14 protein-coding genes are annotated in these 14,537 nt (G+C 54.8%); 7 read left to right on the forward strand and 7 right to left on the reverse strand.

What is annotated here, in order from left to right:
• Positions 1-82 precede the first annotated feature (82 nt).
• The 4 genes from plsX to ACYVHX_RS17070 form a co-directional block, all read right to left on the reverse strand.
• Positions 83-1,021, reverse strand: a complete 939-nt coding sequence (plsX, locus tag ACYVHX_RS17055) for a phosphate acyltransferase PlsX (protein WP_460672869.1) — start codon at positions 1,019-1,021, stop codon at positions 83-85.
• Positions 1,022-1,206: 185 nt separating this feature from the next.
• Positions 1,207-1,401 (reverse strand): 50S ribosomal protein L32, encoded by a 195-nt coding sequence (rpmF, locus tag ACYVHX_RS17060; protein ID WP_460672870.1) that lies wholly within the window; start codon positions 1,399-1,401, stop codon positions 1,207-1,209.
• Positions 1,402-1,484: 83 nt separating this feature from the next.
• Positions 1,485-2,030: a YceD family protein gene (locus ACYVHX_RS17065; protein WP_460672871.1), complete on the reverse strand. Its 546-nt coding sequence runs from the start codon at positions 2,028-2,030 to the stop codon at positions 1,485-1,487.
• Positions 2,031-2,095: 65 nt separating this feature from the next.
• Positions 2,096-3,649, reverse strand: coding sequence for a hypothetical protein (locus ACYVHX_RS17070; RefSeq protein ID WP_460672872.1), 1,554 nt, complete (start codon positions 3,647-3,649; stop codon positions 2,096-2,098).
• Between the two features lie 82 nt (positions 3,650-3,731).
• Here ACYVHX_RS17070 and ACYVHX_RS17075 point away from each other — a divergent pair, with 82 nt between their 5' ends.
• Positions 3,732-4,379, forward strand: a complete 648-nt coding sequence (locus ACYVHX_RS17075) for a phosphatase PAP2 family protein (protein ID WP_460672873.1) — start codon at positions 3,732-3,734, stop codon at positions 4,377-4,379.
• Positions 4,380-4,676: 297 nt separating this feature from the next.
• Complete coding sequence (locus tag ACYVHX_RS17080) at positions 4,677-5,963, forward strand: anthranilate phosphoribosyltransferase (protein ID WP_460672874.1); 1,287 nt, start codon at positions 4,677-4,679, stop codon at positions 5,961-5,963.
• A gap of 11 nt (positions 5,964-5,974) precedes the next feature.
• Here the strand turns inward: ACYVHX_RS17080 and mog are convergent, their stop codons facing one another.
• Positions 5,975-6,511 carry a molybdopterin adenylyltransferase gene (gene mog / locus ACYVHX_RS17085; RefSeq protein ID WP_460672875.1) on the reverse strand — a complete coding sequence of 179 codons (537 nt, stop codon included), beginning with the start codon at positions 6,509-6,511 and terminating at the stop codon, positions 5,975-5,977.
• Between the two features lie 91 nt (positions 6,512-6,602).
• Here mog and ACYVHX_RS17090 point away from each other — a divergent pair, with 91 nt between their 5' ends.
• Complete coding sequence (locus ACYVHX_RS17090; protein ID WP_460672876.1) at positions 6,603-8,258, forward strand: ArnT family glycosyltransferase; 1,656 nt, start codon at positions 6,603-6,605, stop codon at positions 8,256-8,258.
• Between the two features lies 1 nt (position 8,259).
• Here ACYVHX_RS17090 and ACYVHX_RS17095 read toward each other — a convergent pair whose 3' ends face one another.
• Together ACYVHX_RS17095 and ACYVHX_RS17100 are read right to left on the reverse strand one after the other, a co-directional pair.
• Positions 8,260-9,198, reverse strand: coding sequence for a CPBP family intramembrane glutamic endopeptidase (locus ACYVHX_RS17095; RefSeq protein ID WP_460672877.1), 939 nt, complete (start codon positions 9,196-9,198; stop codon positions 8,260-8,262).
• Between the two features lie 105 nt (positions 9,199-9,303).
• Positions 9,304-10,209 carry a polysaccharide deacetylase family protein gene (locus ACYVHX_RS17100; protein WP_460672878.1) on the reverse strand — a complete coding sequence of 302 codons (906 nt, stop codon included), beginning with the start codon at positions 10,207-10,209 and terminating at the stop codon, positions 9,304-9,306.
• 122 nt (positions 10,210-10,331) lie between these two features.
• On the opposite strand from ACYVHX_RS17100, the gene ACYVHX_RS17105 reads away from it, so the two are divergent.
• Genes ACYVHX_RS17105 through ACYVHX_RS17120 form a run of 4 tightly spaced genes read left to right on the forward strand, consistent with a single transcriptional unit; the run spans position 10,332 to position 14,498 of the window.
• Positions 10,332-11,225 carry an EamA family transporter gene (locus ACYVHX_RS17105; protein ID WP_460672879.1) on the forward strand — a complete coding sequence of 298 codons (894 nt, stop codon included), beginning with the start codon at positions 10,332-10,334 and terminating at the stop codon, positions 11,223-11,225.
• A 5-nt stretch (positions 11,226-11,230) separates the two neighbouring features.
• Entirely contained in the window at positions 11,231-12,451 is a 1,221-nt protein-coding gene (locus ACYVHX_RS17110) for an acyl-CoA dehydrogenase family protein (RefSeq protein ID WP_460672880.1), read from the forward strand.
• Positions 12,444-13,520, forward strand: coding sequence for a phosphotransferase family protein (locus ACYVHX_RS17115; RefSeq protein WP_460672881.1), 1,077 nt, complete (start codon positions 12,444-12,446; stop codon positions 13,518-13,520). Before ACYVHX_RS17110 ends, ACYVHX_RS17115 begins: the two co-directional genes overlap by 8 nt.
• Positions 13,521-13,523: 3 nt before the next feature.
• Positions 13,524-14,498 (forward strand): NADPH:quinone oxidoreductase family protein, encoded by a 975-nt coding sequence (locus tag ACYVHX_RS17120; protein ID WP_460672882.1) that lies wholly within the window; start codon positions 13,524-13,526, stop codon positions 14,496-14,498.
• Positions 14,499-14,537: the final 39 nt, after the last annotated feature.

Below are 14,537 nucleotides of genomic sequence, written 5' to 3' on the forward strand. Positions count from 1 at the left end.
GAAGATCGACAGCAGACAAGCGAATGGGTCAATAGCCTCAATGATGTCGGGTGTCTCATGTCGGGTGTCTTCTGTCTTATTTTCAACTTAATGCCTGGGCTATTTTTGTATAAGCACCGGATTCAACCTGTTTTTTGGCCAGGTTGAGCATATTTTTAATGGCCAACGGCGACGAAATTCCGTGGGCGATGATGACGTTTCCATTGACGCCGACAATCGGACTGCCGCCGACCGACTCGTAATTGGTTTTGTCGATAAACTCGTGTTTTAACCCCAGGCCTTTGGTGACTTCATAAATCGACTCACCCATTTTAAACAGGATGTTGCCGGTAAACCCGTCGGTTACGATCACGTCGGCTTTATCGCGGAAAAAATCTCCGCCTTCCATGTTACCAACAAAGTTAATTTTCCGGCTGTTTTTCAGCAACTGGTAAGCAGCCTGCGCCACCAGCGAGCCTTTTTGTTCTTCCTCGCCGATGTTCATCAAGGCCACGCGCGGTTTGTCAATGCCGAATGTGTATTGCGCGTAAATGGAGCCAATTTCGCCAAATTGAAGCAACATTTCGGGTTTGCAGTCGGCATTGGCACCAATATCGACAATTACGGCAAAACCACCACTCAGTTGCGGAACAAAACCAGCGATGGCGGGCCGCATCACCCCTTCAATGGCCTTAATGCTGAATAAGGCGCCGACGTGCATGGCGCCGGTATTGCCGGCGCTGCAAAAAGCATCGACCAGCTTATCGCGTAAAAGTTTAAACCCAATCCCGATGCTGGAATTGGGTTTCTGCGAGAGCGCCTTGGTGGGGTGCTCTCCCATTTCAATTACATCTTCCGCATGGATGATTTCCACACTGGATCCCGCGTAGTGATACGTTTGAAGAAGGTTTTCAATTACCGCTTGTTTGCCTACCAACACGATGGTAACATCACTCGGTAATTCTTTAGTGGCCATCACGACTCCTTCCACAATAGCGTCCGGAGCGAAATCGCCACCCATAGCGTCGACTGCGATTCTCATTGAACCAGATTTGGGTGCGCTGAATTGGTAAACGAACGTGTAAAAATAGTAGTTGCCCGGCAATAAAAAAGTATTTCACGGTCATCTCATGCTGATTCCTGTGAAATACTTCTCACCCTCAACCTCCTGCTAAAGGTTTTCGATCATCCGAAAAATGCCCCTTCAGGAGGGTGGGGGCTGGACTATCAGGCTGTTGGAGCGTAGTTTTCAATAACTACCTTGCCTTTGTAATACAGGTTGCCTTCGAATACGTGCGCCGTGTGACGAACGTGAATTTCACCCGTTGTGGCGTCAAAGGACAAAGCCTTAGCGGTCAGTTTATCGTGCGATCTACGCTTGTCCCGGCGGGTGGTTGAATGTCTGCGTTTGGGATGTGCCATAACTTTATTTTATCAGTTGTCAGTCTAATTTGCCATTTCTGCCGCAGCCGGAACGGTCGCAGAAGCGATAACAAAGGTTGGTATTAATTATTATTCAGTTTTCGTAATAAATCCCAGCGCGGGTCAATCGGCGGCTCGCCGTTTTCGTCTTCCGGGTCGGGAGCTTCCGAGCGATACACCACCTTGCCCTCCTGCTCTTCATCCTCACCGGCCTCTTCCTGCCGAAAGCGCGGATGCAATTTTTTCATCGGCAACGACAGTACAATGAAATCGAAGAGATAGCGGGCAATGTTGATCTGCTGCGTATCCCACAGGATCAGCTCGATTTCGTCGGTCAGCTCCTCGGCGCGGTCGGCGTATTTCAGAAACAATTGCTCCTGAATGTCGAGCGGTTCGTCGAACGAATCCAGGCTGCGATCACAAATCAGCTCTACCGTACCCCGAATGTGGAAGTCCAGCTGAATCATGGACGACGACTTGGTCAAGACCACATGCGTCCCGAATGATCCGTGCTGAATCAATTCCTGTTCCATAGCCTCGAAAAACGCATCGCCCGACTCAAAGTCAAATTCGTACGATTTGTCTTCCAGACTACCAATTGAAATCGTATATTTCTGCAACTCCTTCACTCGCTTCTCAAAATAGTCCGCAAAGTTACGAACTATTTCTGAACGAGAAAAGCTTAGCTGGTAATTTACAGCCGTTTTGTTCCAATACCGGCGTTGGATCGCCGGTACATAAAATACCGGCTTAAGGAAACCCCGACCGGCGTATAGTGTACCTGGGCTAGCGGCTGTTCCTGCGCAGCCTGGCATTGCGGATTAGTCAGAAAGTAATCCGGTTTTTTAGCCAGGCTGGTCAGTTCGATGCGGAAATAGCGTTGAACGTAGGCGTTTAGCAACGGATCGGCCATTACTTCCGGGCAGGCACCGAGTTGGGAGCCGGACGGGACCATCGCTCCGATTTTACCGACATCCGACAGCATTTGCCGGTAACTGTGGTACGGTTTTCCGGCAATGGTAAAACCGTACAGACCCGTAACCAGACAAGCGACGACGCCAACCGCCATAATGGCCCGAACACCCCGCCGATCCAGCGCTATGGTCTGAACCGTTTTCAGAAGTTGTGGCCCCAGCCAGGCCGCCAATCCCAGCGATAAATAAGGCAAAGCCGGCACCACGTAATAATCAAATTGCTTGGTAGTGGCCATCATGGGAACCGTAGCGGCTAACCCGAGCCCTGCGTAAAACCGGCTCATTCCCGAAAGCGGCCGGACCGACACGGCGGACCGGAGCCAAAACCGGTTTATTATCCACAAAACCGCCATCAAAACCAGGCCGGGGGCAATGTTTATCCCTACAATTTTCAGAATGAAAGCCCGCCCAAGCGAGCCCGCCGTAGTGGGCAGTAGTTCGCGTTTGCTGTTCAGGGCGGCCCAGACCTGCTGATTGAAATAACTGTGCAGAAAAATCCGGGCGGGCTCATACAGCAGTAACAGCCCAAGCAATCCGCCAAAACCCACGGACAGCATCAGGGTCCATCGAACGGCCGGAGCAATTTGGGCCGGCCGGTAATAAACGACGCCCAGCAGGGCCGGAACCGCCAAAACGTGCAGGCTGACCGGGCCCTTCGTCAGGAAAGCCGCCAACAGTGACATTGCGGCCAGTGGGGCCATCAAAAACGATTTTTTAGGCATGTGCCAGCCGACCATCGTATATTTGACGGTTAACAGACAGAACAGGCTCATCGTGGCGTCCAGGTAGTTCTGGGCGTACGTCCACTCCGTCAGCGGGCAGGTGAACAGAATAAAAACCGGCAGCCATTCCCAGCGGTGCAGCGGATGAACGGCGGGAACCATCTGCCACCACAACTGGACCATCAGAATAAGGATGAGGATGATAACCAGGAAGCAGTAGACCCGTTCCGTGACGTAGGTATCGCCCAGCAGCCTGAAAAACCAGGACTGAATATAAAACAGCAGCGGAGGGTGTTCGTAAAACGTTTCAGTCTGGTTGTAGGGCAGCCAGAATGAGCTGGCAAAAACCGGCGACCAGAACGAGCCTTTACCGATCGCCATGTTGCGGGAAATGGCCGCGTAAGTCAGGCCGTCGGCCCACATGCCTTCGCGCAGCAAACGGCGAAAAATGACGAACGCGCCCCAGGCCAGGGTAAACAGCCAGCCAATCCGGCGGTAGGCCGGGGCCATGGGCAGCACGGAAAGCAATCCGGGCGTTGGAATCGGTTTCATAGTTCGCAGCCGGATCAGGAACGGGTCCGGACTGGTCTTATTTTGACATTGTGCACCTAAGTATACACTAATTGAGTTATTTATGGAAGTTCTGACGAAGAATCGTTCCTTTTTTATAGTCTATCTTTTTTTCTTTATAGCGGTCGGCATTTTGATGCTGTTCTACACCAAAACGGACCTGATGCAGTGGGTGAACGCCCACAACGGGCCGGCTGCGGATGTGTTCTTCCGAAATGTAACTTACCTGGGCGACGGCGCTTTTGCGGTCCTTGTCACCGTGGTGCTGGCGTTCCGGTCGTTCCGGTTTGCCTTGATGGGTGCCGCTTCGTTTCTGCTTTCAACGCTGGTGGTTCGCCTTCTGAAGGAAATTGTGTTTTCGGGTTCGCTGCGTCCGCTCAAATACTTTGAACATTCGACCTGGCAATACCGGGTCATCGAGGGCCTAGACATTCACAGTTACAACAGCTTTCCGTCGGGCCATTCGACAACGGCTTTTTCAATTTTCTGCCTGTTGGCCCTGCTGGATGAACGCAAAAACCGGGGCTGGTTTTTTGCCCTGCTGGCCGTTATCACGGCGTATTCACGGGTATATCTGTTCCAGCATTTTGTCGAAGACGTGTACGTCGGCTCCCTCATCGGAACCCTAACCTCCCTTGCGGTTTTCGGACTGCTCAATCGTCACTGGGATCAAAATCCCAAATCGTGGCATACGCGCCGTCTTCGATTTTGAGCTCTCCAAGCTCACATCCAAAATATTCTTAAAATAATTACATCAGATCGGTAAATCTGCTGTTGGCTGGTCTTTCGTGTGTACACCTGCCTGAATTACATCCTGAACGGTTACTGAATTTGCCTTTTCACGGATTTGGTGAAAAGGCTCGCTTATGAGTAAATAAGTCAAAAAATAAACCAATTATTGCTGTTTATTTTGCTTTTGGCTAAAAAACAGTTGAAAACAAAAGTTTAATAGCAATAAACCGTATCACTATTGGTAATTTTAGGATGAAATCTGAACGTTCCGCCGACTATGTCGCAACTGCAATCCATCGCTGATCCTGCCACCACTGCCCTGGGCCGGGGCATTCAGCACATTGGTTTCGGCAAACAAGGTCGCCGGCCGCTGCCCGCCGGTTTGATGGAGGAATGCAAACAGATGTTATTGGCTGAAAATACCGATCCGCTGCAAAAAGGCGCGTTTTTGGGGGCGTTGCTGGCAAAAGGCGCCATACCGGAAGAAAGGGCGCTGGAGACGGTTTTTGGGAAGGATGCTTTTCTCAATCCGACCTTCTTCATCAATAAAGTATGTCCAGATTTGCCATCGAACCTGTTTCCAATTGCGACAAAGCTCCTGAGAGGCCATAGGCTGGGGACCAGCGAAGCCTACCAGCTGGGAACTTTTCTGTTTTTGGGAAAGGACTGCGAGACGTTTAAAGGATTGGCTACCAGCATTTTGCGGATTCGTATCGAAAGCAACGACGAGTACAAGGGGCTGTATGATGCCGCCATGGAAACGATTACCCCCGGTTTTCGGCAACTGAGCTGCGTCGATCGACCGCTGGTACAGATTGCCGAGCCTTTCGATGGGGTCGAACACACGTATTTGATTACACCGTTGCTGGCCCATTTCTTCGAGCAGCGCGGCTACGGGGCACTCTCGGCCGTCGGACGGACCCCGGGGCCGAAATATACCCTCAACGCGCTCGACCTCTACCTTTATCTGGGGTGCCAGATGTTGCAGAGCAACCACGAAATCAACACCCCGCCGGAGCCTTTCGGTTGGGTGCTGGATCAGAAAGCGCTGTCACCCGCCCTGAACCGCTGGGTGGATCGCCGTCGGATTATCCTCAAACGACCGTTCCTGGCCACCCTCGAAAAAATAATGAATCCGTGCAGCGCCCGGATTCTGGTGACTCCCGTTTTTCAGGCTACGTTTCAAATGAAGATGGCCGAGCTGGCGTTGATGGCCGGTTTTGACGCGGTTATTGTCCTGAAACACGGTCTGGAAGGCAGCCTTTCGCCCTCGACCAGCCGCAACAGCGGAATTTTGTGCGCCGTCCGAACGGCCCGCGGGCATCTGTTTTACCAGCATTTCGACGCCAGCCTGCCGGCGTTTGCCGAATACCGCACCGAAACCGACGAAATCGTGACCAATCTACAGCTGATCGACAACGTCCGGCTGATCCGCAATTTTATGAACGAGGACGAAACCGGCAACATGGATTTTGACAACCGCGCCCGGTTTGTGCAGGCTTTGCTCGGCCGGGGTATGGACTGGATCGAAGGCCAGCTCGACGGGCGGGGCCACAACTTGTAAGCGCCGGCGACTCAGGCCGATTTAGGCCGAAAAACCGGCATGATTGCCGCGTGCGTCGTCAGAAACGGGCCGCCGATCAGGTCAATGCAATACGGAATCGCCGGAAAAACCACCGACAGACATTGCTCGATGGCCGTTGGTTTGCCGGGCAGATTCAGAATCAGCGTCTGGTTGCGGATTCCCGCCGTCTGGCGCGACAAGATGGCCGTCGGCACGTATTTCAGGCTTTCCTGCCGCATCAACTCCCCAAAACCGGGCAGCATTTTCTGACAAACCGCTTCGGTGGCTTCGGGCGTCACGTCGCGCCGGGCCGGGCCGGTTCCGCCGGTGGTCACAATCAAACAGCAGCCTTCCTGATCGGCCAGTTCCACCATCGTCTCTTCCAGTTGACGCTGTTCGTCGGGGATTACCCGATACACCGGTTCCCACGCACAACTCAGGTAATTCGTTAACAAACCGACTACGGCTTTGCCGGGAATATCTTCGTAAATGCCCGCGCTGGCGCGATCAGACACATTAATGACACCGATAAGAATGGGAGTGGCCATCAGCAACCTGTTAGATGAAGCCGCAAAGATACACGCTACCGCGCAACGGAACGGGGACTTTCCGTATTTTTGCCAACTCAATCCCAACGCTATGCCCCGAATACCGTCGCGCTTTATTCCCGTTTTGATCCTGCTGGCCGGAGCGTTGTTCTATTTGCCGTTTCTGGGCCGCGTTCATCTGTTCGACTGGGACGAAATCAACTTTGCCGAGTCGGCGCGGGAAATGATCGTGACGGGCAATTATACCCGCGTTCAAATCAACTTTCAGCCTTTTTGGGAAAAACCGCCCCTTTTCTTCTGGCTCCAGGTGCTGGCGATGAAGGTCTTTGGCATCAATGAATTTGCCGCCCGGTTTCCAAACGCCGTCATCGGGATCATCACGCTGCTGGTGCTGTATTTGATCGGTAAAAAGCTGGTCGATGCGCGGTTTGGCCTGTTGTGGGCGCTGGCCTATTTCGGTTCGCTGACGCCCCACCTGTACTTCAAATCCGGCATCATCGACCCCACGTTCAACCTGTTTATCTTCCTGAGCGTCTGGTTCATGGCGCGGGCGGTTTCCAGGTACGGCACCTCCAAAGCAACCGGACTGGCGGTTTTTTCGGGCCTGTTTGTCGGGTTGGCGGTCCTGACCAAAGGGCCGGTGGGCGGTTTGCTGCTCGGCCTGACGTTTCTGGTTTATTGGGCCTTCCAGCGGTTTCACCCGATTCTCAGCTTGCTGAACGGTCTGCTGTTTTTCGGTTGCGCGCTGGCCGTGGCGTCGGTCTGGTTTGGGCTGGAATTGATCAAGAACGGTTTTTGGTTTTTCGAAGAATTTTTTCGCTACCAGATCCGGCTGTTCTCGACCCCCGACGCGGGGCACCAACAACCTTTTTACTACCATTTTGTGGTGGTTCTGCTGGGTTGTTTTCCGATGTCGCTGCTGGCGATTCGCGGTTTTTTCCCGGCTCGTCCGGATCACAACCCCGAACAGGCAAGTGGACTGCCGTTCCGGCGCTGGATGCTGATTCTGTTCTGGGTGGTGATGATTCTGTTTTCGATCGTCAAAACCAAGATTGTGCATTATTCTTCGATGGCCTGGTTTCCGGTTTCGTACCTGGCCGCAACGGTTTTATACGGCTACGTTACGGGGTCGCTGAAATGGAATCGCGGGCTGACAATCGGCATTGCCGTCATTGGTGGGGTTCTGGCGGTGCTCCTGGCCGCCCTGCCGCTGATTGGCATGCATGCCGCCGACCTGATTCCGCACATCAAAGACCGGTTTGCGGCCGCAAACCTCACCGCCCCCGCCGAATGGAAGGGCTGGGAATGGCTCATCGGTACGGTTTATGGACTGGCGATCGGGCTTCTTTTATGGTTTCGGCACCAACAACCCGTGCGGACGGTGGTGGCCCTTTTTCTGGCGACGCCCCTGCTGCTGTGGTTTGTCTTACCGGCGATTGTGCCCCAAATTGAGCGGTATACGCAGGGAGCGGTGATTGATTTTTACGAAGCCAAACAGGGGCAGGCGGTGTACATTGAACCGATCGGCTACAAAAGCTACGCTCATCTGTTTTATTTTCGGAAAGAACCGCCAACCAACCCCAACAGTTACCGGGAAGACTGGCTGATCAACGGCCCGGTCGATAAACCGGCTTTTTTCGTTACCCGCAACATCAACATTGATCAATACCGTTACCATCCGAATCTGGAAATCGTTCGGGAGGAAGCCGGTTTTGTGTTTCTCCGCCGAAAACCGGCGTTCAAGTGAGTTAGTTGTCCAGCCCCAACTGCAAAAAAGCCGCCAGTTCCATCAGCCAGGCCACACCGAGGTGAATGATGATGCCGCCCCAGATGCTACGGGTCTGCAACGCAATGACGCCCAGGATGTAACCGCCAAAAATGGAGCTGATGGTTTCACCGGGCGGTTTTCCGAAATGAATGAAGGCATACGTGATGACCATCGGCAGCACCGCCCCCCGGCCCAGAATACGGCTCATGCCGATCACCAGAAAACCGCGGAACATCAGCTCCGTCGGCACAAAATCCCAGCCGTATGCCAGCTCATACCCCAGGGCCGTCACCCATTCCGGAACGTTGAAAAACTCGTTGGCGTTGGTGTCGCGGTAGGTCGGATACGATTCCAGAAACGACGGCTGAAAGGAAGCATACGTGATCAGCGGCACCATGCACAACAGGAGCACGAAATAGATTTGCAGCCCTTTCCATTTCGGCTTCATGCCGTAAAAACCGTTCGGTTCTTTTTCCACCAGCCAGTAAAAAAGCAAAAGCGGCAGAATAACCGTCAGCAACGACTGCAAATTCCGCAGGCAATAGAAGGCAAACCGGTAAATCTGGCCCCCGAAAACCGCCGAACTCCATTCGTTAAAACCGTAAAAACCGGCGTACCAACTGTAAATGGCCAGCCCCGCCAGGCTGTAGATCCAGAACTCCCGCCGACGCCAGATGTCCGTCCGCCCGTGAAACCGGGTCCACAACGCCACGCCCGAATAATAGGCAAACGCGTAGAGCAGAAAATAGAACAGAATCCGGATGTTATCGCCCCGGTAGGCGTCGATGTAACTGTCTTCTAAGTCCAGGTAATAGTTGATGCTGATGCAAACCGCCAGAAAAACGGCGGCTGCGGCATACAAATCGGCGCGAAAGTCGGCTTTCAGGTGATCGCGGAGGTAACGGATGAGGGTACGCATGAGGGTTCAAAGTTGGCAGAAGGCCGTCAGCCAACCAACACCGTTCCGTTGGTGAAGTCCGAAAGCGCGCTGAATCGTACATTATTGAGCCTGAACTGGTTCCCGCTACCGGCCCTCCGCCAGCCGGGTCACCGGCTCCGGAACCTCCGGTTCGCCTTTAAAGAAGGCCCCTTTTTTGCCCTGCGTCAGCGCCCAGCGGTGCATCCACGAAATACCGCCTTTGCCCACATACCCATCTTTGGAGCGGTAAGCCTCGTCCTTCAGGGCTTCTTCGAGTGAAATAAACGTATACCCGCTTTGCTCCAGGCGGTTTAGCAACTCGCCCATGTAGGCCGCGTTGATCGTGTTGGCGTGGGTCAGCAAGGTCTGCGGAATCGGGCGGCCAAACAGCGAGTCCGACTGCGCTTCGTAGTACCGCACATACGCCGTCATGTACGCCAGGTACTGCCGCCCTACCTCGGCCGCCGACGCACTGTCGCCCTTTAGCAACGCGTTGTCGTAGGCCTGCGAAAACAGAAAATCGTAATTATCGACGGTCACGGGCGCTTCACGGTACTGACGCCGGACCAGAAACCGCTCCAGTGAATCTTTTTTGGCCGCGGTTTCGCCCCGGCGCAGAAACGGATGCCGGAAAAACCGGAACGACTGGCCCCGCGCTTCCACCAGCTGCTTCGTAATTTTCTCACCGCCAACCACTTCGTCAAAATATTCCTGAGTCGTTATGACGGTAAAGTCCTTGTGCGAAAACGTATGGTTACCCAGTTCCAGCCCCGCATCGAGCCATACGTTCAGGACATCGACCTGCTTCGGACTCGGAACACCGTTCTGGTACAGCCACTTCGAAACGACGAAGCCGATGGCCGGAACGCGGTGCGCCGTAAAATGCCCGACCAGCCGCTGGTTCATCCGCAGCAGGCCGTCGGGTGTCCGGTAATACTGCGTCACCCCCGGCAGATCATCGACCGTAATGACCATTTTTTTCTGCGCCCCGACGTTAAGCGCAACAATCATACACGCGATCAGAAGCCACAAACGCATACCAAAACCCGGTTTTTGACAAAGATTATGAACGGAAAAGGACATGAGTCAACAAAAATTTTGCTAAACTTTGACATTCTTTGACGTTTGCCGACATGCTTCTACTTTTTCTGACCCTCACCACCGTTGCCATTGTCGTCCGCATTGTATCCAGTCCGTTAGCCAACGTTTTTCAGAAACAGCTCACGCAGCGCGCGGCCGAACCGCTGTTCGTCTCTTCCGCAACCTATGGCTTTTTGAGCATATTAACAATCTCCTTCTGGCCCGAACTGGACCTGTTCCACCTCCCGCCCGTCTTCTGGGAAAACGTTCTCATCTTCAATCTGATCGGCGTGCTGGGCAATGTGCTGCTGATCAAAGCCATCAAAACCGGCGAATTGTCGGTTCTTGGTCCGGTCAACGCCTACAAATCGGTGGTCAGCATCGTGTTTGGCATGGTCTTGCTGAACGAGATTCCGAGCTGGATGGGCGTGATGGGCGTCGCGTTGATTGTCGCCGGCAGTTACGTGGTGCTGGGGTCGGGCCAGGGCAAACGCGGTTTTTCGCTGGACATTCTGAAACAGCCGGAAATCCAGTTTCGACTGATTGCCCTGGTTTGCTCGGCCATCGAAGCGGTTTTTATCAAGCGGGCCATGTTGCTGTCGTCGCCCATGACCACGTTTGTGCTCTGGTGCGTACTCGGTTTTCTGTTTTCGTTCGGCTGGATTCTCTTAACGCTGCGCCGACGCTGGAAAGAGCAACTTCAGGTTTTTTCGGCGCAGAAAGGGACCTGCGCGGGCCTGTTTGTATCGGCGGGACTGATGCAGTTTTCCACCAATATTGCCTTTGGAGGAATGCAGGTGGGCTACGTGCTGGCGCTGTTTCAAACATCCGCGCTCCTGAACGTTCTGTTTGGCTATCAGTTCTTTAAAGAGAAAAATATCCTTCAAAAACTCATTGGTGCGGCTATTATGGTCACCGGTGCCGTGTTGATTGTAGTTTTTAACTAAACGCGATGGAAGACCTTTTCGCCACCGACCGAATTCGGGAACTGCGGCCCCGCATCCGGGCCTTCATCGAAACGGAACTGCGGCCCCTCGAAACCGCCGAATACCTGACTGGGCCGTTCTCCAGCGTAGCCGCCGTTCTGGACCAGAAGCGGGAACGGGTAAAGAAAACCGGTTTGTGGGGGTTGCAACACGGCCTCGCCGAAGGCGGTTTAGGCCTGACGCTCTGCGAATTCGGGCAAATCAGCGAGGTGCTGGCAACCAGTCCGTTCGGCCATTATACCTTCAATTGCCAGGCTCCCGACATTGGTAACATGGAGCTCTTGCAAAAACACGCACCGGAAGCGCTCCAAAACCGCTACCTCGAACCGCTCAAAGCCGGGCGCATTCGTTCCTGTTTTTCGATGACCGAACCCGAGTTTGCCGGTTCCAATCCGACGCAACTCGGCACCACCGCCGTCCGCGATGGCGACCAATACATCCTGACCGGGCACAAGTGGTTTACGTCTTCCGCCGATGGGGCCACTTTTGCGATTGTGATGGCCGTCACCACTCCCGCTGCGGCACCCCACCGCCGGGCCAGCCTGCTGCTGGTACCGACCGACACCCCCGGTTTTCGGATTGTCCGCAACATTTCCATCATGGGCGATGCGGGCGATCACTGGGGCAGTCATTCGGAAGTGGTGTACGAAACCGTGCGCGTTCCGGTCGAAAACCGCATTGGCGCGGAAGGCGCCGGTTTTTTGCTGGCGCAGGAACGGCTGGGACCGGGCCGGATTCACCACTGCATGCGCTGGATCGGCATCAGCGAGCGCTGTTTTGATCTGATGTGCCGCCGGGCGGCCACGCGCGAAATCGAACCGGGTGTCCGGCTGGGCGAAAAGCAGTTTATCCAGGGATTCATTGCCGAAAGCCGCGCCGAGATTGATGCCGCCCGGCTGATGGTGCTGCGCACCGCCCATAACATCGACCGTTTTGGGGCTGCCAGCGTCCGGAACGAAATTTCGGCCATCAAATTTTTTGTCGCCAACATCATGCTGAAAACCGTGGACCGGGCCATTCAGACGTTTGGCGCGATGGGTCTTACCGACGATCTGCTGCTGGCCTGGTATTACCGGCACGAACGGGGCGCCCGGATTTACGACGGGGCCGACGAAGTGCACAAATCCGCCCTGGCGCGCAGTATTTTAAAAGAGTACGGTTTGGATACGAAAAAAAAGAATGGCTGAGCTAAAACCGGATTCCGCTACGACCGTCCGGCCCGGCGAGGAACTCGATCTGGCCGCGCTGAATGCCTACCTGACCGCTGCGGTTCCGGATGTTGGGCGCATTACCGAATATGGGCAGTTTCCGGGCGGTTATTCCAATCTGACGTATCTGCTCAAAACCGACGCCCCCGGGCAGGAATACGTGCTTCGCCGGCCCCCGTTCGGTGCGGCCATCAAAGGCGGCCACGACATGGGTCGGGAGTTTCGGGTTCTGTCGCTGCTCCAGTCGGCGGGTTATGCGACGATTCCGGAACCGGTGATTTTTTGCGGGGATGCGTCTGTCCTGGGATGTCCGTTTTACATCATGAAGCGGGTTTCCGGACTGATTTTGCGGGCGCATTCGGCGCAGAAACTGGCTCTCTCTGCGGAAACGTTCCGCCGGTTGTCGGAATCGTTGGTCGATACGCTGGTGCAACTCCACGCGCTCGACATTCAAAAAACCGGGTTGATCCAGCTGGGAAAACCGGAAGGCTACGTCCGGCGGCAGGTGGAAGGCTGGCACCGGCGGTATGTGACCGCCCAAACCGATGCGTTGCCCGACATGGACGCCCTGGCCCGCTGGCTGACGGAACACGAACCGCCCGAAAATCCGCCGACCCTGCTGCATAACGACTATAAATACGATAACGTGGTGCTGAATCCGGCCAATCTGACCGACATTCGGGCGGTTTTAGACTGGGAAATGTGTACGGTTGGCGACCCGCTGATGGATGTCGGCACGGCGCTTTCCTACTGGGCCGAACCAAACGACGGCCCGTTTGAAAAATCCTTCAATCTGACCTGGCTGCCCGGTAATCTGACCCGCCAGGAATTTGCGGACCGGTACGCCCAAAGCAGCGGCCGCGATTTGTCCCGCATTTTGTACTACTATATATTTGGGTTGTTCAAAAATTCGGTGGTGATTCAGCAAATTTACACCCGTTACCAGAAGGGCCTGACCCGGGATGAGCGCTTTGCCGGACTGCTGGCGGGTGTTCGGGCGCTGGCCCGCAAAGGCACGCAGTCGGTTGAGCACCAGAAAATGATGTAAGCCATGAAAGCCGTCCTCTGCCGCCAGTATGGCCCACCCGAAACCCTGACGGTGGAAGAAACCGAGTCGCCAAAAACCGCCAGAGGCAAGCTGGTAATTCGGGTAAAAGCCTGCGGAGTCAATTTTCCCGACACGCTGATGATTCAGGGCAAATACCAGTTCAAACCGCCGTTTCCATTTTCGCCCGGCGGGGAAGTGGCGGGGGTGGTGACCGGCGTGGGTGAGGGAATTACGCACCTGAAGCCCGGTGACCCGGTTTTTGCGCTGACCGGTTTTGGCGGTTTTGCCGAAGAAGTGCTCGCCGACGGTTTGAAGGCTTTTCCGATTCCGGCGGGCATGGATTCCGTCACGGCGGCTTCACTGATGTACACCTACGGCACGTCGTACCACGCCCTGAAAGACCGGGGGAATCTACAGGCGGGCGAAACCCTGCTGGTGCTGGGAGCCGCCGGGGGCGTCGGTCTGGCCGCCGTTGAACTGGGCCGGCTGATGGGAGCAACCGTCATCGCGGCCGCTTCGACCGACGAGAAGCTCGAACTTTGCCGCCAAACCGGGGCGCGGCACACGATCAATTACAGCCTTGAGGACCTGCGCGAACGCATCCGGGCGATCACCGGCGGGCAGGGCGTCGATGTGGTGTATGATCCGGTTGGGGGCGACTACACCGAAGCGGCTTTGCGTTCCGTCGGTTGGCGCGGGCGGTATCTGGTGGTCGGTTTTGCGGCTGGTCAGATTCCGTCGATTCCGCTGAATCTGCCCTTGCTGAAAGGATGCGCGGTGGTGGGCGTATTCTGGGGCGCTTTTGCCGAGAAACAGCCGGAGGATAGTATCAAAAATGTTCAGGAGCTACTGACGTTTTATCAGCAGGGGCAGATGAAGCCGCACGTTCAGGCGCAATATCCGCTCGAACAGGCTCCGCAGGCGCTGCGCGAAATGATGGACCGCCGGGTGCTCGGGAAATTAGTCATTACGCCCTGAATCCTTCTTTTGATCAGGACTATTAGCAGGATAAAATCG

The sequence above is a fragment of the Larkinella ripae genome, assembly GCF_054780775.1.